General features: G+C 64.8%; 19 protein-coding genes and 1 tRNA gene. 10 read left to right on the forward strand and 10 right to left on the reverse strand.

Going from position 1 to position 20,788, the window contains the following annotated elements:
• Window positions 1-5 precede the first annotated feature (5 nt).
• Entirely contained in the window at window positions 6-1,727 is a 1,722-nt protein-coding gene (locus AC1DQ3_RS24835; protein WP_477122812.1) for a proline--tRNA ligase, read from the reverse strand.
• Between the two features lie 183 nt (window positions 1,728-1,910).
• Here AC1DQ3_RS24835 and AC1DQ3_RS24840 point away from each other — a divergent pair, with 183 nt between their 5' ends.
• The gene (locus AC1DQ3_RS24840; protein WP_477122813.1) at window positions 1,911-2,573 is read left to right on the forward strand and encodes an RNA pyrophosphohydrolase; all 663 of its coding nucleotides are present in this window, start codon (window positions 1,911-1,913) and stop codon (window positions 2,571-2,573) included.
• Complete coding sequence (locus tag AC1DQ3_RS24845) at window positions 2,566-3,195, forward strand: CNP1-like family protein (protein ID WP_477122814.1); 630 nt, start codon at window positions 2,566-2,568, stop codon at window positions 3,193-3,195. Before AC1DQ3_RS24840 ends, AC1DQ3_RS24845 begins: the two co-directional genes overlap by 8 nt.
• Before the next feature lie 106 nt (window positions 3,196-3,301).
• Here AC1DQ3_RS24845 and proB read toward each other — a convergent pair whose 3' ends face one another.
• The 4 genes from proB to rplU all read right to left on the reverse strand — a co-directional run bounded on the left by proB (window position 3,302) and on the right by rplU (window position 6,400).
• Complete coding sequence (proB, locus tag AC1DQ3_RS24850) at window positions 3,302-4,420, reverse strand: glutamate 5-kinase (RefSeq protein ID WP_477122815.1); 1,119 nt, start codon at window positions 4,418-4,420, stop codon at window positions 3,302-3,304.
• Window positions 4,421-4,510: 90 nt separating this feature from the next.
• Complete coding sequence (obgE, locus tag AC1DQ3_RS24855; RefSeq protein WP_477122816.1) at window positions 4,511-5,611, reverse strand: GTPase ObgE; 1,101 nt, start codon at window positions 5,609-5,611, stop codon at window positions 4,511-4,513.
• A 147-nt stretch (window positions 5,612-5,758) separates the two neighbouring features.
• On the reverse strand, window positions 5,759-6,019 hold the full coding sequence (gene rpmA, locus AC1DQ3_RS24860) for a 50S ribosomal protein L27 (RefSeq protein WP_035875569.1): 261 nt from the start codon (window positions 6,017-6,019) through the stop codon (window positions 5,759-5,761).
• A gap of 69 nt (window positions 6,020-6,088) precedes the next feature.
• Window positions 6,089-6,400: a 50S ribosomal protein L21 gene (rplU, locus tag AC1DQ3_RS24865; RefSeq protein WP_006576525.1), complete on the reverse strand. Its 312-nt coding sequence runs from the start codon at window positions 6,398-6,400 to the stop codon at window positions 6,089-6,091.
• 580 nt (window positions 6,401-6,980) lie between these two features.
• Here rplU and ispB point away from each other — a divergent pair.
• Entirely contained in the window at window positions 6,981-7,910 is a 930-nt protein-coding gene (ispB, locus tag AC1DQ3_RS24870; RefSeq protein WP_477122865.1) for an octaprenyl diphosphate synthase, read from the forward strand.
• Between the two features lie 113 nt (window positions 7,911-8,023).
• A tRNA-Pro gene (locus AC1DQ3_RS24875) sits at window positions 8,024-8,100 on the forward strand.
• A 90-nt stretch (window positions 8,101-8,190) separates the two neighbouring features.
• Here the strand turns inward: AC1DQ3_RS24875 and AC1DQ3_RS24880 are convergent.
• The gene (locus AC1DQ3_RS24880; protein ID WP_477122817.1) at window positions 8,191-8,580 is read right to left on the reverse strand and encodes a hypothetical protein; all 390 of its coding nucleotides are present in this window, start codon (window positions 8,578-8,580) and stop codon (window positions 8,191-8,193) included.
• Window positions 8,581-9,156: 576 nt separating this feature from the next.
• On the opposite strand from AC1DQ3_RS24880, the gene pilB reads away from it, so the two are divergent.
• From pilB to AC1DQ3_RS24910, 6 genes are all read left to right on the forward strand, one after another.
• Window positions 9,157-10,911: a type IV-A pilus assembly ATPase PilB gene (pilB, locus tag AC1DQ3_RS24885; protein WP_477122818.1), complete on the forward strand. Its 1,755-nt coding sequence runs from the start codon at window positions 9,157-9,159 to the stop codon at window positions 10,909-10,911.
• A gap of 72 nt (window positions 10,912-10,983) precedes the next feature.
• Window positions 10,984-12,249 carry a type II secretion system F family protein gene (locus AC1DQ3_RS24890; RefSeq protein WP_477122819.1) on the forward strand — a complete coding sequence of 422 codons (1,266 nt, stop codon included), beginning with the start codon at window positions 10,984-10,986 and terminating at the stop codon, window positions 12,247-12,249.
• Window positions 12,250-12,252: 3 nt separating this feature from the next.
• The gene (locus tag AC1DQ3_RS24895; protein WP_477122820.1) at window positions 12,253-13,170 is read left to right on the forward strand and encodes a prepilin peptidase; all 918 of its coding nucleotides are present in this window, start codon (window positions 12,253-12,255) and stop codon (window positions 13,168-13,170) included.
• Window positions 13,171-13,272: 102 nt separating this feature from the next.
• Window positions 13,273-13,884 (forward strand): dephospho-CoA kinase, encoded by a 612-nt coding sequence (gene coaE / locus AC1DQ3_RS24900; RefSeq protein ID WP_477122821.1) that lies wholly within the window; start codon window positions 13,273-13,275, stop codon window positions 13,882-13,884.
• Between the two features lie 205 nt (window positions 13,885-14,089).
• The gene (zapD, locus tag AC1DQ3_RS24905; RefSeq protein ID WP_477122822.1) at window positions 14,090-14,848 is read left to right on the forward strand and encodes a cell division protein ZapD; all 759 of its coding nucleotides are present in this window, start codon (window positions 14,090-14,092) and stop codon (window positions 14,846-14,848) included.
• 4 nt (window positions 14,849-14,852) lie between these two features.
• Window positions 14,853-15,038 carry a DNA gyrase inhibitor YacG gene (locus tag AC1DQ3_RS24910; protein ID WP_477122823.1) on the forward strand — a complete coding sequence of 62 codons (186 nt, stop codon included), beginning with the start codon at window positions 14,853-14,855 and terminating at the stop codon, window positions 15,036-15,038.
• 30 nt (window positions 15,039-15,068) lie between these two features.
• Here AC1DQ3_RS24910 and AC1DQ3_RS24915 read toward each other — a convergent pair whose 3' ends face one another.
• The 4 genes from AC1DQ3_RS24915 to secA form a co-directional block, all read right to left on the reverse strand.
• On the reverse strand, window positions 15,069-15,509 hold the full coding sequence (locus AC1DQ3_RS24915; RefSeq protein WP_477122824.1) for an NUDIX domain-containing protein: 441 nt from the start codon (window positions 15,507-15,509) through the stop codon (window positions 15,069-15,071).
• Window positions 15,506-16,408, reverse strand: coding sequence for an ATP-binding protein (locus tag AC1DQ3_RS24920; protein WP_477122825.1), 903 nt, complete (start codon window positions 16,406-16,408; stop codon window positions 15,506-15,508). Before AC1DQ3_RS24920 ends, AC1DQ3_RS24915 begins: the two co-directional genes overlap by 4 nt.
• Before the next feature lie 83 nt (window positions 16,409-16,491).
• Entirely contained in the window at window positions 16,492-17,721 is a 1,230-nt protein-coding gene (gene argJ / locus AC1DQ3_RS24925; protein ID WP_477122826.1) for a bifunctional glutamate N-acetyltransferase/amino-acid acetyltransferase ArgJ, read from the reverse strand.
• A gap of 149 nt (window positions 17,722-17,870) precedes the next feature.
• The gene (secA, locus tag AC1DQ3_RS24930) at window positions 17,871-20,654 is read right to left on the reverse strand and encodes a preprotein translocase subunit SecA (RefSeq protein WP_477122827.1); all 2,784 of its coding nucleotides are present in this window, start codon (window positions 20,652-20,654) and stop codon (window positions 17,871-17,873) included.
• Window positions 20,655-20,788: the final 134 nt, after the last annotated feature.

Genomic DNA, 20,788 nt, shown 5'->3' on the forward strand with positions numbered 1-20,788 from the left:
GGCGCTCAGGCCGACAGCAGCCCGCGCACGTGGCCGACCACGTCCGCGACCGGCAGCTGGGTGGCTTCGGCGTCGCGGCGGCCCTGGTACTCGACGCGGCCTTCCTTCAGGCCGCGGTCGCCCACCACCACGCGGTGCGGCACGCCGATCAGTTCCCAGTCGGCGAACATGGCGCCGGGGCGCTCGCCGCGATCGTCCAGGATCACGTCGACGCCGGCCGCCAGCAGTTCGGCATGGATGCGGTCGGCCTCGGCCTTGACGGCCTCGGAGCGGTCGTAGCCGACCGGGCAGACCACCACCGCGAAGGGGGCGATCGATGCGGGCCAGATAATGCCGCGCTCGTCGAAGTTCTGCTCGATCGCTGCTCCCAGGATGCGGGTCACGCCAATGCCATAGCAGCCCATCAGCATGGGCTGGGTCTTGCCGTTCTCGTCCAGGAAGGTGGCGCCCATCGAATCCGAGTAGCGCGTGCCGAGCATGAACACGTGCCCGACCTCGATGCCACGGCAGATTTCAAGCTGGCCCTTGCCATCCGGCGAGGCATCGCCCGCCACCACGTTGCGCAGGTCGGCCACCTCCGGCTCGGGCAGGTCACGGCCCCAGTTGACGCCGGTCAGGTGGTAGTCCCTCTTGTTGGCGCCGCAGACGAAGTCGCTCATGTTGGCAACCGTGCGGTCGGCCACCACCTTGACGGGCTTCCTGGCCCCGATCGGGCCGAGGTAGCCGGGGGGCGTGCCGAAGGTCTCGACGATTTCAGTCTCGGTGGCAAAGCGGAACTCGGCCAGGCCGGCCACCTTGCTGGCCTTGACCTCATTGAGCTCGTGGTCGCCGCGCAGCAGCAACAGCCAGATCTGCGCACCAGCCTCGCTGTCGGTGGCCAGCACGATCGACTTGACCGTGCGCGCCAGCGGGATGCCAAGCAGTTCGGCCACGTGCTCGCACTTGGCCTTGCCCGGGGTGGGCGTATTCACCATGTCTTCGGCCGGCGCGGCGCGCTGCGCCAGCAGCGGCAGGGCCTCTGCCGCTTCCATGTTGGCCGCGTAGTCCGAACTGGGGCAATAGACGATGGCGTCTTCGCCGGTATCGGCGATGACATGGAACTCGTGCGAGCCGGAACCGCCGATGGCGCCGTTATCGGCGGCCACGGCGCGGAACTCCAGGCCGAAGCGCTGGAAGATGCGCACGTAGGCGTTGAACATCTTGTCGTAGGAGACCTTCAGGCCGGCGGCGTCACGGTCGAAGGAATAGGCATCCTTCATGGTGAATTCGCGCCCGCGCATGATGCCGAAGCGGGGCCGGCGCTCGTCGCGGAACTTGACCTGGATCTGGTAGAAATTGACCGGCAGCTGCTTGTAGCTGCGGATTTCGCTGCGGGCGATGTCCGTGACCACCTCTTCAGAGGTGGGCTGCACGGCAAAGTCGCGCTCGTTGCGGTCCTTCAGGCGCAGCAACTCGGGGCCCATCTTGTCCCAGCGGCCGGTTTCCTGCCACAACTCGGCGGGCTGGATCACCGGCATCGACAGCTCGACCGCGCCGGCGCGGTTCATTTCCTCGCGCACGATGGCTTCCACCTTGCGGATCACCCGCAGGCCCACCGGCATGTAGCTATAGATGCCCGCGCCGAGCTTCTTGATCATGCCGGCACGCATCATCAGTTTGTGCGACACGATTTCCGCGTCGGAGGGGGCTTCCTTGAGGGTGGAAATGAAGAATTGCGAGGCTTTCATCCGTTGCTTTCTCGTGAGGCCATGCCCGCCCCGGCGGTTCCGGGGACAACATGGCGCGAATCCGTTGCGCGCGCGCCTGATGCTGCGCTTTCTGCTCGGGGAAAACCAGCACCCCGTTGCACAAAGCCCTATTACGCGCTTCCTTTATAATCAACGTAATTCTAAAGGATTCGAGGTGCAGTCATGCTCGATCGTGAAGGCTTTCGCCCGAACGTCGGCATCATCCTCATCAACGCACGGAACGAGGTGTTCTGGGGCAAGCGTATCGGCGAACATTCGTGGCAGTTTCCACAAGGCGGCATCAAATACGGCGAAACGCCGGAACAGGCGATGTACCGCGAGCTACATGAAGAAGTCGGTCTGCTGCCCGAGCACGTCAGGATTGTCGGTCGCACGCGCGACTGGYTGCGTTATGAGGTGCCGGACAAGTTCATCCGCCGCGAAATCCGCGGCCATTACAGGGGACAGAAGCAGATTTGGTTCCTGTTGCGCATGGCGGGCCGCGATTGCGACATCCGCCTGCGTGCCACCGACCACCCGGAGTTCGATGCCTGGCGCTGGAGCCACTATTGGGTCCCGCTCGATGCGGTCATCGAGTTCAAGCGCGACGTCTATCAATTGGCGCTGACCGAGTTGTCCCGCTTCCTGCAGCGCAATACCCGCGCGCCGCTGAGCCCCTACGGCACGCATGGCCGGCACGGCTCCGCGCGCGCCGGTCATGCCCGCGCGGGGCTGGACGAACCGCCCGACAGCGTGCCAGCCCTGGCGCATCAGGACCTGGCCCGCCATCCGGGCCCAACTTCGCCGGCCGAGCCGGCGTCCACAGAACGGAGTACCGATGATTGATTTCGCCGGCCGCGGCTTGCGCCCGAGCCTGCCCGCCGCCTGCCTGCTGGCGGCAACCCTTTGCCTCGGACTGGTTGGCTGCGCCAGCAAGCCCAAGCCGCAGCCGCAGCCAGTGGAGGAGGCCGAGGACTACACGCCGCCGAAAAAGGAATGGAGCATACTCGACCCCTTCGCCCCGAAGGATTTCAGGGAAGTCGAGGTCGCGCTGCCGGCGTTACCGCGCGATGCGGATCTGATCCCGTTCGAAGTCAGCCCCGCCGGCAACTTCGATTTCTCGGTGGACGCGAAGTCGGTTTCGGTGGGCGCGGATGGGGCGGTGCGCTATACGGCGGTCGTTACGGGTGCCAACGGCATGCGCAACGTCAGCTTCGAAGCCGTGCGCTGCGACACGCTCCAGCGCAAGATGTACGCCACCTTGCCCAAGGGGGCGACCGAATGGGTACGCAACCGCAGCGACGACCGCGAAGGCTGGACCCAGCTGGCCGGCATCGCGCGCAACAACTACGCTGCCACGCTGGCCAAGGATTTCATGTGCGAGGGCCGCGGCGCGGCCGGCACGGCGAAGGAGATCGTCAGGGACTTGCGTGGCGAGGCGCCGCGCAAGAGCGCGATCCCGCGTTGAGGCTGAGAGTGGCGCGGTAGTCAAGCGCTGTTTCAAACACAAAGGGCTGCACATGCAGCCCTTTGTGTTTGGTGTTTTGGTGTTTGGTATGTGCAGTTCAGGCCATTCAGACCAGCACCAGGTTGTCCCGGTGGATCAGTTCGTGCTCGTTCTGGTGGCCCAGCACCCGTTCGATCTCGGACGACGGCTTGCGCGCGATCAGCCTTGCCTCTGAACTGGCGTAGTTGGTAATGCCGCGCGCCACCTCGTGCCCGGCAGCGTCGATACAGGCGATGACTTCGCCGCGCGCGAACTCGCCCTGCACTTCCACCACGCCGATCGGCAACAGCGACTTGCCGCCGCTGGTGAGCTTGTCGGCCGCGCCGGCATCGATCACCACGCGCCCGCGCAACTGCAGGTGATCCGCCATCCATTGCTTGCGCGCGGTCAGGCGTCCGGTCGGAGCCAGCAACTGGGTGCCGATGCCTTCGCCCGCAGCCAGCCGCTCCAGCACATTGGCTTCGCGCCCGGAGGCGATCACGGTGTGCGCACCGGACTTGGCGGCGCGCTTGGCGGCCAGGATCTTGGTCAGCATGCCGCCGCGGCCGATCGACGTGCCGGCGCCGCCGGCCATGGCTTCCAGTTCCAGCGCGCCGGCCAGCGCCTCATCCACGAACTCGGCCTGGGGATTGCTGCGGGGATCGGCGGTATAAAGGCCACGCTGGTCGGTCAGGATCACCAGCGCATCGCCTTCGATCAGGTTGGTGACGAGCGCGCCCAGCGTGTCGTTGTCGCCGAACTTGATTTCGTCGGTGACCACAGTGTCGTTCTCGTTGATGATCGGCACCACGCCCAGCGACAGCAGGGTCAGCAGGGTCGAGCGCGCGTTGAGGTAGCGCTCGCGGTCGGCCAGGTCGGCGTGGGTCAGCAGCACTTGGGCGGTGCGGATGCCGTAGCGGCCGAACTGGCTCTCATAGACCTGGGCCAGGCCCATCTGGCCCACCGCGGCCGCGGCCTGCAATTCGTGGATTTCCTTGGGACGCCGCACCCAGCCCAGCCGCTGCATGCCCTCGGCAATGGCGCCGGAGCTGACCAGCACGACTTCCTTGCCGGCCATGCGCAGCTTGGCGATCTGCGCCGCCCAGCGGGCGATGGCCTCGTGATCGAGACCCTTGCCGTCGTTGGTCACCAGGCTGGACCCGACCTTGACGACGATACGTTTTGCCTGGGCGATGACCGATTGCATGGGGAGAATCCTGTCTGCTGGGTGCTGTCGTTTTCTTGGCGGGCGAGCGCATCGGCTCGCCCTGCTGCCGGGCTGCGCTCAGCCCCCGGCTCAGTTTTGATCGCTGCCGGACTGGTCCACATTGTGCAGCCGCTCATCCAGGCGGATGTCCGGCTCCGCCAGCGCGGCGATTTCCTCGGCCTTGATCGCAGCCAGGTGATCCTTGATCGCGTAGATCAGTTCGCGGCAGCCTTCGCCGGTCAGGGCGGAGATGCGAAACACCGGGCCCTTCCACTTGTAGCGCTTGACGAAGTCCTTGACGCGCGCGTCGCGCTCGTCCTCGGGCACCACGTCCAGCTTGTTGAGCACCAGCCAGCGCGGCTTCTCGTAAAGCGCTTCGTCGTACTTCTTCAGTTCGTTGACGATGGCGCGGGCTTCGGCGACTGGATCCACCGCCTCATCGAACGGCGCCAGGTCGACGATATGCAGCAGCAGCCCCGTGCGCTGCAAGTGGCGCAGGAACTGGTGGCCCAGCCCGGCCCCTTCGGCCGCGCCTTCGATCAGGCCGGGAATGTCGGCCACCACGAAGGACTGCTCGTGATCGACCCGCACCACGCCCAGGTTGGGATGCAGCGTGGTGAAGGGATAATCCGCCACCTTCGGGCGCGCATTGGAGATGTGCGAGATAAAGGTCGACTTGCCGGCATTCGGCATGCCCAGCAGCCCCACGTCGGCCAGCACCTTCAGCTCCAGCTTGATCATGCGGCGCTCGCCGGGCTTGCCGTCCACCTGCTGGCGGGGCGCGCGGTTGGTACTGGACTTGAAGTGCAGGTTGCCCCAGCCGCCCAGGCCGCCCTGCGCCAGGCAGACGCTCTGGCCGTGCTCGGTCAGATCGGCGATCAGGTCGCCGGAATCCATGTCCAGGATCTGCGTGCCGACCGGCATGCGCAGCCGCACGTCCTCGCCGCCCGCGCCATAGCAGTCGGCGCCGCGGCCGTTCTCGCCGTTGCGCGCCACGTGCTTCTTGGCGTAGCGGAAGTCGATCAGGGTATTGATGTTGCGGTCGGCCACCGCGTAGACGCTGCCGCCGTCGCCGCCGTCGCCGCCGTCGGGGCCACCAAACGGCACAAATTTCTCGCGCCGCATCGATGCGCTGCCATTGCCGCCGTTGCCGGCGATGACTTCAATTCTGGCTTCGTCGATGAACTTCATGATGACCTTCCGTGGTGGAGCGGCCGCAGCGCGCGCCCGGCCAGGATGGCGGGGCCGCGCAGTCGGCGGACGGCGACATTGATATTGTCGCCAGAAACGAAAAAGCCCCGCAAGTACTGCGGGGCCTTCATGCTGCAAAGGCTGTGATCAGACTGCCGGAACGACGCTGACCTGCTGCTTCTTGGCAGCGCCCTTGACGGCGAACTGCACGTGACCGTCGACCAGGGCAAAGAGGGTGTGATCCTTGCCAATGCCGACGTTCTCGCCCGGATGCACGCGGGTACCGCGCTGACGCACGATGATGCTGCCGGCGTTAATAGCCTGGCCACCAAACACCTTGACGCCCAGACGCTTCGATTCGGAATCGCGGCCGTTCCGTGTGGAACCGCCGCCCTTTTTCTGTGCCATGATTAACTCCTGTCGCTTTACTTTACCTAGTTACGCTTGAATTCGATTTCGATGGTGACTGAGCGGGGCTCAGGCGACGATCGCTTCGATGCGCAGCTCGGTGTAATTTTGACGATGGCCTTGACGCTTTTGATAGTGCTTGCGACGGCGCATCTTGAAGATCTTCACCTTATCGTGACGACCTTGGGAGATAACGGTAGCCTTGACGGAAGCCCCGCTAACCAGCGGCGTACCAAACTTGATTTGGTCGCCTGCGCCCACTGCGAGCACCTGGTCGAGCGTGATTTCTGCGCCAATGTCTGCCGGTATCTGTTCTACTTTAAGTTTTTCGCCAGCAGCAACCTTATATTGCTTGCCGCCGGTTTTTACGACCGCGTACATTGTCGAACCTCTCGATGTGAAATAAAACGCCGAATGCCAACGCCGGCGCGCCCTTGCGTCCGTTTCATCCCGCCGCCCCTGATCCTGGGACCAGCGACAAAGAAGGAAAACAGACAAGCCGGACGGCCCAATTGGCCCGGTTATCTCCCGCCAGCGCATCTGCAGACAACACAAAGCGGCCGGAGGAAACCCACGATTGTATATCAAAGCCGGGAAAAGTACAAAGAAAACAGACACATAGCCTGTCCGGCCGCGTGCCGCGCCGCCTGATGCACTTCTTCGCCCGCTCAGATCAGAGCAGGTCCGCCAGCAGGAAACCGGCGAGGGCGGCGAAAGCTGCCCACAGCGCGGTCCGGCGCAGGCGGCGGCTTGAAAAGGAATGTTGCGGGGTCATGGCCGCATTATAGGTTGCCGGGGCGGCCACGCCTGCGCTTCCCGGCGCGGCCTGCGACGCCGCTGCACCCCCCGTTCCGGGGACATACATACACCCGCATCGCTTATAATCGGCGGGTTTTGCGTAACGGTGAACATCTTGTCCCAGTCTTCCGCCACTGCCTTGCTTGCCCCGGTCGCTGCCGACATGCGCGCCGTTGATTCGGTGATCCGCCAGCGCCTGGCATCCGAGGTGCCGCTGATCGAGCAGATCGGCGAGTACATCATCAGCGCGGGCGGCAAACGCCTGCGCCCGGTGATCCTGCTGCTGTCCGCGCGAGCCTTCGGTTATGACGGCAACAGGCACCACGACCTGGCCGCGGTGGTCGAGTTCATCCACACCGCCACCCTGCTGCACGACGACGTGGTCGACGAGTCGGAGCTGCGGCGCGGCCGCCAGACCGCCAACGCGGTCTTCGGCAACGCCGCCAGCGTGCTGGTAGGCGACTTCCTCTATTCGCGCGCCTTCCAGATGATGGTCGACGCCGGCAGCATGCGCATCATGGAGATCCTCTCCAATGCCACCAATGTGATCGCCGAAGGCGAAGTCCTGCAGTTGCTCAACATGCACGACCCCGATGTCACGGTGGAGCGCTACCTGAAGGTGATCCGCTACAAGACGGCCAAACTGTTCGAAGCCTCGGCCCAGTTGGGTGCCGTGCTGGCCGGCGCCGACGCCGCCACCGAAGAAGCCGCCGCGGAATACGGCCGGCGCATCGGCACCGCGTTCCAGCTGATCGACGACATGCTGGACTACACGGCGAGTGCGGAGCAGATGGGCAAGAACGCCGGCGACGACCTGCGCGAAGGCAAGCCCACCCTGCCGCTGCTGCACCTGCTCGAGCACGGTACACCCGAACAACGCACCCTGGCCCGCGAAGCCATCGTGCAAGGCGGCACCGAGCACTTCGATGCGGTGTTCACGGCAATCCACGGCAGCGGCGCGCTGGAGGTCACCTTCCAGGCGGCCCAGCGCGAGGCCGAAGCGGCTGAGAAGGCGGCGCGGCAATTCCCCGATTCGCCCCTGAAGCAGACGCTGATCGACCTGTGCGAGTTTTCGCTGCAACGGCAGTCCTGATGCGATAGGGCTCGACTCACCGGGGAAGGCACGTCACCCTCTTCCATTCCACAAAAAAGGCTGCTACACTTTCGTTCTTTCGCGCCACGGCATCTTCAGGCGCTTAAATAAAACGGGGTGTAGCTTAGCCTGGTAGAGCGCTACGTTCGGGACGTAGAGGCCGGAGGTTCGAATCCTCTCACCCCGACCAGATTTCCCTTGTCAATCAAGGACAAAAAGCCCAGCAACCGCTGGGCTTCTTGCTTTCTGGTCGCCATCTGTGCCAATTCTGAGACCGGGCTCAGGCGAGCCTTTCCTTCAGGAACGCCACGAGATACGGGGTAGCGGCGGCGGCCACCGTCGATGCGGTGGAAGGATCAATACCCATTCTCCCCGCCAGCGACTCAGCCACCCGACCGGTCAGGATACCTTCCCCGCCTTCCATCAGCGACTTGAAAAAACCGTCGCCCCGGACCAGGCCTGCAGCGAAGGACGCAAAAAAGCTCCGGCCCGCATGCTCGCCCATCAGGCCGGCATTCTGTTCTTCAACGTGAGCGTGCGCGGTCTCTGCGGCCTGGCTCAGCATTTGCTGTCCATCATCCGCACTGATGCCCTGAGCCGCCAACGCTTGGGCAGCCTGGCTCCCATGCTCGGAGGCCAGAAATTCAGAAACTAGTTGCTGTGCATCCATGGAACACCTTCCTGCAGAAGTTACGGTTTAGAGTCCCGAACGAGAGTTGAGGCGACTGATCTGCGGACGCCACCTCATGATGTTATCAGCCCTATATGAAGCCTGACCGTCCAGTGGACCGATCTTGATGTTGCGCCCGCTTCCGGCTGCCCATCAGCAAAACGCAGGACTGGATTGACCGGGGACGCCCGCACTAGCCCGTAAGGACCCCGACCCCAGCCAAGCCGGCGCCGTGGTCGCTCACAAAGCGGGGGGAATGCGACCTTGACATGGGAGCCGAACGCGCGAAAACCACTTCGCCGTTGAGCCAAAATGCGGCCACCGGCCACCATGGAGCCCCCTAAAAAATGATCTGTGCCAAATCTGTGCCAGCGGGGCATTTTTCCATCTGTAATTTGGGGTGCGCGCAGGGGCCGATTCCCACCCCCTTGTCCATCCCCCGCGCAAGTAGGGTTGCGCTCGTGTCGCACAAACGCCAATGCTGCTCCCGATGCGCCTTTACAAAAAGTGACCCCAGCGGCAAACTGCCCCGATTCGGGGTCTTTCGGCCGCTTGCCGGCCATCTAGCGTTTTGCCATGACACTTGGTCTAGCTCTTGCACAGAGCCGGCGCATCGCGCCGGCCCTGCTCGCCCAGCTTGAACAGTCGGCACGAGAAAAAAAGTCGCAGCTGATCGACGAGATCATCGCCAGCGGCACCATGACTGCACATGATGTGGCGATCTTCGCGGCTGATAAATATCAGCTGCCTCTGGTCGATCTGAGTCAGTACAACCTGAACAAGGTGCCGCCGGCATTGGCGGGCAACCGCGAATTCCACGCGCACCGGCTGCTGCCGCTGGGCCGGCGCGAAAACCGGCTGGTGCTGGCGCTGTCGGACCCGGGCAACCAGGCCGGGCTGGACGCCATCAAACAGAAATACAACCTGCCGGTGGACGCCGTCGTGGTCGAGCACGACAAGCTGATGACCTATGTACGCTCCGCCACCGACGATAGCGGCGGCACCTTCAAGTCGATCGCACCCGTGCAGGCCGAGCGCAAGATGATCGTGTACGATCCGGTCGCCTCGGCCGGCGCGCTGCGCAACAAGACCGCGGCCGATATCGACGATGCCCCGGTGGTGCGTTTTCTGCACAAGCTGCTGACCGAGGCCTTCCACCGCGGTGCCTCCGATCTTCACTTCGAGCCCTTCGAGACGTTCTACCGCATCCGCTTCCGCGTGGACGGCGTGCTGCAGGAAGTCGCGCGGCCGCCGGTGGATATCCGCGACAAGATTTCCACGCGCATCAAGGTGCTGTCGCGCCTGGACATCTCTGAAAAGCGCGTGCCGCAGGACGGCCGCATGAAGCTGCTGATCGCCCTGCCCAAGGAAAAAGGCGGCGAGAAAGACGCCAAGGACGGCAAGGAGCCCAAGGAGACCGTGGAGAAGGCGATCGACTTCCGCGTCTCCACCCTGCCGACGCTGTTCGGCGAAAAGATCGTGATCCGGATCCTGGAGTCGTCCTCCGACAAGCTCGACATCGACCAGCTCGGCTACGAGCCGGCGCAAAAGGCGATGCTCCTGGACGTCATCAAGCGCCCCTACGGCATGGTGCTGGTGACCGGTCCCACCGGCAGCGGCAAGACGGTGTCGCTGTACACCTTCCTGAACCGGCTGAACCAGGACGACATCAATATTTCCACCGCGGAAGATCCGGCCGAAATCCAGTTGCCCGGCATCAACCAGGTCAACGTCAACGAGAAGGCGGGCCTGACCTTCGCCGCGGCGCTGCGTTCCTTCCTGCGACAGGATCCCGACATCATCATGGTCGGCGAAATCCGCGACCTGGAAACCGCCGACATTTCGATCAAGGCGGCCCAGACCGGCCACCTGGTGTTCTCCACGCTGCACACCAACGATGCGCCGACCACGCTCACGCGCCTGATGAACATGGGTGTGGCGCCCTTCAATATCGCCTCCAGCGTGCTGATGATCACCGCGCAGCGGCTGGCGCGGCGGCTGTGCACCTGCAAGCGGCCCGGCGAACTGACGCGCGAGGTGCTGATCGATGCCGGCTTCCGGGAACCGGATCTGGACGGCAGCTGGCAGCCCTATCATCCGGTCGGGTGCGAGCGCTGCAACGGCAGCGGCTACAAGGGCCGTTGCGGCATCTACCAGGTGATGCCGATCAACGAGGCCATGCAGCAGATCATCCTGGCGCACGGCACGGCCTTGCAGATTGCCGAGCAGGCGCGCAAAGACGGCGTGCTATCTTTGCGCGAATCCGGGCTGGCCAAGGTGAAACTGGGTATCACCTCGCTCGAGGAAGTCCTGGCAACAACAAATTCATAAAAAGAGCGTAGAAGCGTAGAGACGCGCAAGCGTGGCGAACGCAAAACAACGAGATGTCATTAGGGGTCAATCATGGCGACACGCGCACCAGCCGCCGCCGCACGCAAGGCGGCTGCGTCCAAGGGGAAATCCGGGCGCAAGGCGCCCACGCAGTACATCTTCGAGTGGGAGGGCAAGGACCGCAAAGGCAAGAGCTTCTCGGGTGAACTGCGCGCCGAGAGCCAGGCCGAGGTCAATGCCACCCTGCGCAAGCAGGGACTGACCGTCGTCAAGCTGAAGAAACGGCGTGCTGCCCGCGGGCGCAAGATCACGCAGAAGGACATCGCGTATTTCACCCGCCAGCTGTCGACCATGCTCAAGGCGGGCATCCCGCTGCTGCAGTCGATCGACATCATTGCACGCGGGCACGCCAACCCCAATTTCACGCAGTTGCTCGGCGCGATCCGCTTCGACATCGAATCGGGCAGCAGCATGGCGCAGGCGTTCCGCCGCCATCCGCAACACTTCGACACGCTCTACTGCAATCTGATCGACGCCGGCGAGCAAGGCGGTATCCTGGACGCCCTGCTGGAGCGCCTGTCGCTCTACATGGAAAAGAGCATCGCGCTGAAGAGCCAGATCAAGTCGGCCATGATCTATCCGATCGCGGTGCTGTCGGTAGCCTTCGCCGTGACAGTGATCCTGATGATCTTCGTGATCCCGGCCTTCAAGGGCGTGTTCTCGAGCTTCGGCGCCAACCTGCCGGCGCCGACGCTTGTCGTGATTGCGATCTCGGACTTCTTCGTCGACCACTGGTACCTGGTCATCGGCGCGCCCCTGCTCTCCATCACGCTGTATATACGCAGCCTGAAACGCTCGGAGAAGGTCCAGCGCGCCAGCGACCGCCTGCTGCTCAAGCTGCCGATCTTCGGCTCGCTGTTCCGCAAGGCCGTGATCGCCCGCTGGACCCGTACGCTGGCCACCATGTTCGCCGCCGGCACGCCGCTGGTGGAGTCGATGGATTCCGTGGCCGGCGCCGCCGGCAACTGGGTCTACTTCGACGCCACCAAGGAGATCGAGCAATCGGTGCGCATCGGCTCCAGCCTGACCAACGCCATGCAGGCCACCCATGTGTTCGACAATATGGTGCTGCAGATGACGCAGATCGGCGAGGAATCCGGCGCGCTGGACAATATGCTGCTCAAGGTGGCCGAGTTCTACGAGCGCGAGGTCGATGACGCGGTAGCCGCCATCTCCAGCCTGATCGAGCCGCTGATCATCGTGATCCTGGGCGTGCTGATTGGCGGCATGGTGGTGGCGATGTATCTTCCGATCTTCAAACTGGGACAGGTGGTGTAAGGCATGTGGCTGTTTTCCGCGGACGGCGCCAGTGGCGCGATTTCCTCACTGGCTGCCCCCGCGCAGACCATCGCCGGACTGGCGGCGCTGCCGCCCTGGTTCCTGGTCGCCGCCGCCGCGCTGGTGGGCCTGCTGGTCGGCAGCTTCCTCAATGTGGTGGTGCACCGCCTGCCGCGCATGATCGAGCGCGACGAGGCCAACTACATCGCTGAGCTGCGCGACGACCCCCTGCCCCATCCCGAGCCCTACAACCTGATGGTGCCGCGCTCCGCCTGCCCGCACTGCGGACACGCCATCGGCGCGCTGGAGAACATCCCGGTGCTGAGCTACCTGGTGCTGCGCGGACGCTGTTCGGCCTGCCGCGCGCCCATCGGTGTGCGCTATCCCCTGGTGGAAGCCGGCACCGCGCTGCTGACCGCGCTGGCCACCGCCCACTTCGGGCCGACCTGGCAGGCGCTGGCGGCGATCGCCATGATCTGGGCGCTGATTGCCCTCACCTTGATCGACGCCGATACGCAACTGCTGCCCGACCAGATCACCCTGCCGCTGCTGTGGCTGGGCCTGCTGCTCAATCTCGGCGGACTGTTCGCCCCGCTGCCCGACGCCGTGATCGGCGCCGCCGCCGGCTACCTGCTGCTGTGGACGGTGTACTGGGCGTTCAAGCTGGTGCGCGGCAAGGAAGGGATGGGCTACGGCGACTTCAAGCTGATGGGCGCGCTGGGCGCCTGGTTCGGCTGGCAGGCGCTGCCGGCGCTGGTGTTGCTGTCGTCCGTGGTGGCGCTGGTATTCGCGCTTGCCAATATCGCGCTGCGCCGCCAGGATCGCGATACGCACTTCGCCTTCGGCCCCTATATTGCCGGTGCCGGCCTGCTCGTGCTGTTCTTCGGCACCAATGTGCTGCCGCTGGGTATTGCAGGCTGAACGACGGCAGGCTGAACGACTGCAGGCTGAACGGCGGCGCCGGGCGCATGACGGCGGCCCTGCCATGGCAAAATCAGCACCACCGCAAGCTTTGAGAACGATATGCTGCAAATCGGACTGACCGGAGGCATCGGCTCCGGCAAGACTCGCGTGGCGGACCTGTTCGCCGCGCGCGGCGCCGCCCTGATCGACACCGACCTGCTGGCACACGAGATCACCGCGCCCGGTGGCCTTGCCATCCCGGCGCTGCTCGAAGCATTTGGCCCCACCTGCCTGCGCGCCGACGGCGCCATGGATCGCAACGCCATGCGCGAGCTGGTGTTCTCGGACCCGGCGGCCAAGGCCCGGCTGGAAGGCATCACCCATCCCCTGATCCGCAAGCTGACCGAAGCGCGCGCTGCCGCGATCGGCGCCGCCGGGCTGCACCCGTACCTGATCTATGTGGTGCCGCTGCTGGTCGAATCGGGCTCATGGCGGGCACGGGTCGACCGGGTGCTGGTGGTCGATTGCAGCGAGGCCACCCAGGTGGCCCGCGTCATGGCGCGCAACGGTTTCAGCCAGGCCCAGGTCGAGGCCATCATGGCAAGGCAGGCCCGGCGCAGCGATCGCCTGGCCGCCGCCGACGACGTGGTCGACAACGAGGGCCCGCCCGAAGCGCTGCTCGCGCAGGTGGACCGCCTCGACCAGCTTTACCGCTCGCTCGCCGCAGCTTAGGCACCATTCCTGTGCAGTGGCGCATGCGGCATGTCAAGTCGGGGGGTTTCATTGTCCGGATTGGCGGACTCGCATAGAATGCGCTGGAACCATGCGGGAAATGGCCGCATACTCCCTGTATCGCGGGCCCACGCCAAGTCACATCGAGCGGACCCCGGATCAGACCGCCCACCCGCCAACTCGCCTTGTTGCACGGATATACCCATTGATTCTGTACGAATATCCTTTTAACGAACGCATCAGGACTCTCCTGCGCCTGGAAGACCTGTTCGATCGGCTGGATTATTTTCTCGGTCAGGATCACGCCCTGCAGCATCATGTGGCGTTGACGACTCTGTTCGAGATTATTGACGTCGCCGGCCGCGCGGACCTGAAGACCGATCTGATCAAGGAGCTGGAACGCCAGCGCCAGGCGCTGACCGCGTTGCGCGCCAATCCGCAGATCGACCAGGGCGCGCTGGATGCCGTCATCGGCGAGATCGAGCAGGCCATCGCCCAGCTCAGCCAGCTGGTCGGCAAGGCCGGCCAGTTGCTGACCGACAACGAGTGGCTGACCAGCATCCGCAGCCGCGCCATCATCCCGGGCGGCACCTGCGAGTTCGATTTGCCGGCCTACTACGCGTGGCAGCACCGTCCCGCGGAAGAGCGCCGCTCGGACATCCTCAAGTGGGCGCGCCCGCTGGTGCCGCTGCGCGTTGGCACCAACACCGTGTTGCGCCTGTTGCGCGAGTCCGGCCAGAGCGGCAAGGTCATCGCCACCGGCGGCAGCTACCAGCAGATGCTGTCCGGGCGCAGCTACCAGCTGATGCAGGTGCTGCTGGACGAATCGCTGCTGGCCTTCATCCCGGAGATGAGCGCCAACAAGTACATGCTGTGGGTGCGTTTCACGCAGCAGGATGGCGATCTTCGTCCGCGCTCGGTCGATGCCGATATTCCCTTCCTGCTCAAGCTCTGTAATTTCTGAAGCAATGACAACCGTAGTCAAATGCCCCACCTGCGGCACCGACGTGGCCTGGGTACCCGAGAATAAATTCCGTCCCTTCTGCTCGAACCGCTGCAAGCAGATCGACCTGGGTGCGTGGGCTGCCGAGAAATACGTGATCGGCAGCAAACCTGGCGAGAATCCCTCGCCGGACGAGGACGACAAGGACTAAGCGCTGCGGGGCCGTCATGGCCCCGCAAGCTCAGGCAGCGCCGCTCTCGGCGGCCAGCCAGTCCAACACGGGGATGGTGGCGGGCAGCAGGGGGCCCACGTCCACCGGCGCCGATTGCCACGAGAAGGCCTGGCCCTCGCGGCCGACCAGTTCGCCCTTCCACGCCGTGACCTTGCAGAAATGCAGGCGCACATAGGCATGCGGGTAATCATGTTCCAGCACGTGCCAGCGCACGCATGCGCCCACCTCGATGCCGAGTTCCTCGTGCAGCTCGCGCCCCAGCGCTTCCTCCACCGACTCGCCCGGCTCCAGCTTGCCGCCAGGGAATTCCCAGTAGCCTTCGTAGGGCTTGCCGGCAGGCCGCTGGGCCAGCAGGAAGCGGCCGTCGGCCAGCACCATCACACCCACGGCAACCTCGGTCACCTTGCGCGGCGGCGTGGCGGCTTCGGTGGTTTGCAGCGCCTCGCTCATGCCTGGCCGTCCTGCGCCGAGGCAAGGTACGGCTTGCCATGCTTGCCGCCCCAGTCGCGGGCGAATTGCCAGGCCACCCGGCCCGAGCGCGAGCCGCGCTCCAGCGCCCATACCAGCGCATCGCCGCGTGCCGCGGCGATGTCTTCGGCGCTGCAGCCGAAATGGCCGAGCCAGTGGCCGACGATGGCCAGGTACTCGTCCTGCTTGGGCGGATAGAACGACAGCCACAGCCCGAAGCGCTCGGACAGCGAGATTTTCTCTTCCACCACCTCGCCGGGATGGATCTCGCCATCGTCGGTGTGCCGGTAGGTCTCGTTGTCCTTCATGTACTCGGGCAACAGGTGGCGGCGATTGGAGGTGGCGTAGATCAGCACATTATCCGACTGCGCCGCCACCGAGCCGTCCAGCGCCGACTTCAGCGACTTGTAGCCCGACTCGCCTTCTTCGAACGACAGGTCGTCGCAGAAGATGGCGAAGCGCTCGGGACGCCCCGACAACTGCTCGACGATATCGCCCAGGTCGCCGAGTTCGTCCTTGTCGACTTCCACCAGCCGCAGGCCATCCTTGACGAAGGCGTTGAGGCAGGCCTTGATCAGCGAGGACTTGCCGGTACCGCGCGCACCGGTCAGCAGCACGTTGTTGGCCGGCAGGCGCTGCACGAACTGGCGTGTATTGGCGACGATGGCGCTCTTCTGGCGCTCGATGTTCTTCAGGTCGTCCAGATGGATCGGCGGCAGCTGGCGGATCGCCTGCAGGTAGCCGATATTGCCGAACAGGCTCTGCCGCTTGCGCCAGCGGAAGGCGACCGCCTGCTCCCAGTCGGACTCGGTCAGCTGAGGCGGCAGCCATTGTTCAAGGCGGGCGAGGAAATTGTCGAGGCGGGCAGCAAGGTCTGACATGGCGGCTTGGGGGGATGGCGGATCGTTGGCGGGGGTACGGCACGCCTGCCGCGCACGTGGGCACGGCGGGCGCTCGGCAGTGCTTACGAACGGTAGTCCGCGTTGATCGAAACGTAGTCGTGCGACAGGTCGCAGGTCCACACCGTGGCGGTGGCGTCGCCGCGGCCGAGCGCAATGCGCACGGTGATCTCGGCCTGCTTCATCACGCGCTGGCCGTCTTCCTCACGATACTCGGGGTTGCGGCCGCCGTCGCGCGCGACCAAAACATCGTCCAGCCACAAATTGACATGCTCGACCTCGAGATCGTCCACGCCGGCATAGCCCACCGCCGCCAGGATACGGCCCAGGTTGGGGTCCGAGGCGTAGAAGGCGGTCTTGACCAGCGGCGAGTGCGCCACCGCGTAGGCGATCAGGCGGCATTCGGCCACGTCCTTGCCGCCCTCGACCTGGATGGTCATCAGCTTGGTGGCACCCTCGCCATCGCGCACGATCATCTGCGCGAGTTCCTGCGACAGGTCGGTCAGCGCGGCGCGCAGCGCCTCGAAGTCGGCGCCCTCGGCACGCGTGATGGCCGGCGCGCCGGCCTGGCCGCTGGCAATCAGCACGAAGGAGTCGTTGGTCGAAGTATCGCCGTCGATGGTGATGCTGTTGAAGGACCGGTCCGCCGCGTATGACACCAGCGCCTGCACCACATCCTGGGACACGGTGGCATCGGTGGCGACAAAACCCAGCATGGTCGCCATATTGGGACGGATCATGCCCGCACCCTTGCTGATGCCGGACAGTGTCACGGTCTTGCCGCCGATCTGCAGGGTGCGCGACGCGGCCTTGGGCTGCGTATCGGTGGTCATGATCGACTCCGCCGCTGCCAGCCAGTTGTCGGTTCTGGCATTGGCAATCGCGGCTGGCAGCGCGGCGGTGATGCGGTCCACCGGCAGCGGCTCGAGGATCACGCCGGTCGAGAACGGCAGCACCTGCTCGGCGGCGATGCCGAGCTGCGCGGCCAGCGCATCGCAAGTGGCGCGCGCATTGGCCAGGCCCGGCTCGCCGGTGCCTGCATTGGCATTGCCGGTATTGACCACGATCGCCCGGATGCCCTTGCCCGCGGCCAGGTGCTCGCGGCAAACCTGCACCGGTGCGGCACAGAAACGGTTGCGGGTGAACACGCCAGCCACGGTGCTGCCTTCGGCAAGGCGCACCACCAGCACGTCCTTGCGGTTGGCCTTGCGGACACCGGCTTCGGCCCAGCCGAGCTCGACGCCGGCGACAGGTTTCAGGTTCTCTGCCAGCGGCAGGGGCAGGTTGACGGCCATGTGCGTTCCTCTACGTGTTCGACGTTGCTGGTATTTCTGTTCTTGCTGCTTTTACCAAGGCCAGGCGGCGGCGGATGGTGCATGGTGCGCCTCCCCTGACGAACATGCCCGCTTGCGCGGGCATGTTGGCTGATTTCACGGTGCGCGGCTTAGCTGAGCTTGCCGTGGCACTGCTTGAACTTCTTGCCGGAGCCGCATGGGCAGGGATCGTTGCGCCCCACCTTGGCCATGCCGGCGGCTTCTGCCGCCGCGGCGTAGGCGACGCCGGCGCGTTCGGGCGCGGTGCTGCCGACGCCCTCCGCCACCTGCGTGGCCTCGGCGAACTCGTCGTGCTTGTACTGCACGTTGGCCAGATGCGACAGGCCTTCCTCGATCTGCTCCGAAGCCTGTTCGAGCTCTTCCGGCGACTGGATCTGCACGTTGAAGATCACGCGCGTGACCTCGACCTTGATCACGTCGAGCAGGCGGGCGAACAGTTCGAACGATTCACGCTTGTATTCCTGCTTGGGATCCTTCTGCGCATAGCCACGCAGGTGAATGCCCTGGCGCAGGTGGTCCAGCGCCGCCAGGTGTTCGCGCCAGTGGGTGTCGATGCTTTGCAGCATCACCGAGCGCTCGAAGCCGGCGAAGGATTCGCGGCCGACCTGGTTGACCTTGCCGTCGTATCGCTCGTCGGCGGCACGGAGGATCAGGTTCAGCAGTTCTTCGTCCTCGATGCTCTGGGCGGCCTCGATGGTCGTGGCCAGCGGCACTTCCAGCGACCATTCCTCGCGCAGCTTGGCCTCCAGGCCGGCGATGTCCCACTGCTCTTCCATGGTGTCGGCCGGCACGTGGTCGCGGAACGTCTCGACCAGCACGCTCTCGCGCAGGTTCTTCACCAGTTCGCCGACGTCCTGCGACTCGAGCACTTCGTTGCGCAGCTTGTAGATTTCCTTGCGCTGGTCGTTGGCGACGTCGTCGTACTGCAGCAGTTGCTTGCGGATGTCGAAGTTGCGGCCTTCGACCTTGCGCTGGGCGGATTCGATCGAGCGCGTGACGATGCCCGCCTCGATTGGCTCGCCTTCCGGCATCTTCAGGCGCTCCATGATGGCGCGCACGCGGTCGCCGGCAAAGATGCGCAGCAGCTGGTCGTCCAGCGACAGGTAGAAGCGGGACGAGCCCGGATCGCCCTGGCGGCCGGCACGACCGCGCAGCTGGTTGTCGATACGACGCGACTCATGGCGCTCGGTGCCCACGATATGCAGGCCGCCGGCGGCCTTGACCTGCTCGTGCAGCGATTGCCATTCGCCCTCGAGCTGGCCGATGCGCGCGGCCTTGTCGGCGTCGGAAAGGCTTTCGTCGGCTTCGATGAAGCCCGCCTGCTTCTCCACATTGCCGCCCAGCACGATGTCGGTACCACGGCCCGCCATATTGGTGGCGATGGTGATCATCTTGGGCCGGCCCGCCTGCGCCACGATCTCGGCTTCGCGCGCGTGCTGCTTGGCGTTGAGCACCTGGTGCGGCAGCGTGGCCTTGTTCAGCAGGTCGGACAGGTATTCCGAGGTCTCGATCGAGGTCGTGCCCACCAGCACCGGCTGCCCGCGGTCGTAGCAGTCGCGGATATCGCGCACCACGGCATCGTAGCGCTCGGTCGAGGTCTTGTAGATCTGGTCCTGGAAGTCCTTGCGCTGGGCGCCGCGGTTGGTGGGGATCACCACCACTTCGAGGCCGTAGATTTCCTGGAACTCGTAGGCTTCCGTATCGGCCGTGCCGGTCATGCCGGACAGCTTCTCGTACATGCGGAAGTAGTTCTGGAAGGTGATCGTGGCCAGTGTCTGGTTTTCCTGCTGGACGGTCACGCCTTCCTTGGCTTCCACTGCCTGATGCAGGCCATCGGACCAGCGGCGGCCCGTCATCAGGCGGCCGGTGAATTCGTCGACGATCACGACTTCGTCATTCTGCACCACGTAGTGCTGGTCGCGATGGAACAGGCTGTGCGCGCGCAGGGCGGCGTACAGGTGGTGCATCAGCGTGATGTTCTGCGGCGCGTAGAGCGATTCGCCCTCGCCGATCAGGCCTTGCTGCACCAGGATTTCCTCGGCCTTCTCGTGGCCCGCTTCGGTCAGGTAGACCTGATGGCCCTTTTCGTCCACGTAGTAGTCGCCGGGCTTCTCGACACCGGTGCCGTCTGCCTTTTCCTCGCCGATCTGGCGATCGAGCAGCTTGGGCACGCCGTTCATGCGCTGGTACAGGTCGGTGTGGTTCTCCGCCTGGCCCGAGATGATCAGCGGGGTGCGCGCCTCGTCGATCAGGATCGAGTCCACCTCGTCGACGATGGCGTAGTTCAGCGGCCGTTGCACGCGCTGGCCAGGGTCGTAGACCATGTTGTCGCGCAGGTAATCGAAACCGAACTCGTTGTTGGTGCCGTAGGTGATGTCGGCCGCGTAGGCCGCTGCCTTCTGGTCATGCGGCATCTGCGACAGGTTCACGCCGACCGACAGGCCGAGGAAGTTGTACAGGCGCCCCATCCACTCGGCATCGCGCTGGGCCAGGTAGTCGTTCACGGTAACAACGTGCACGCCCTTGCCGGTGATGGCATTGAGGTACACCGCCAGCGTCGCGGTGAGGGTCTTGCCCTCGCCGGTGCGCATTTCGGCGATCTTGTTGTCGTTGAGCACCATGGCGCCGATCAGCTGGACGTCGAAATGGCGCATCTTCATGACCCGCTTGCTGGCCTCGCGGCACACCGCGAAGGCATCGGGCAGCAAGGCCTCGAGCGACTCCCCGGCGGCATGGCGCTGCCGGAAGACCTCGGTCATGCCGCGCAGGTCGTCATCCGAAAGTGCCTCGAACTTCGGCTCCAGCGCATTGATCTGCGCGACTGCCCTGCCATATTGTTTGATCAGCCGTTCATTACGGCTGCCGAAGACTTTCTTGAGAAGGCCCGTGATCATCGATTGCTTTCACCTACGCAAGTGGTACGCCGCCGTGGTACGCACTAGGCGGCTTGGCGGCCGGCTTGGCCGGCTGCCCAGGGCGGACCGCGCGAGGAAATAGGAAGATTGGCGCAAAACGCCGAGTTTATCAT

This window comes from Cupriavidus sp. 01T418 (assembly GCF_056398885.1).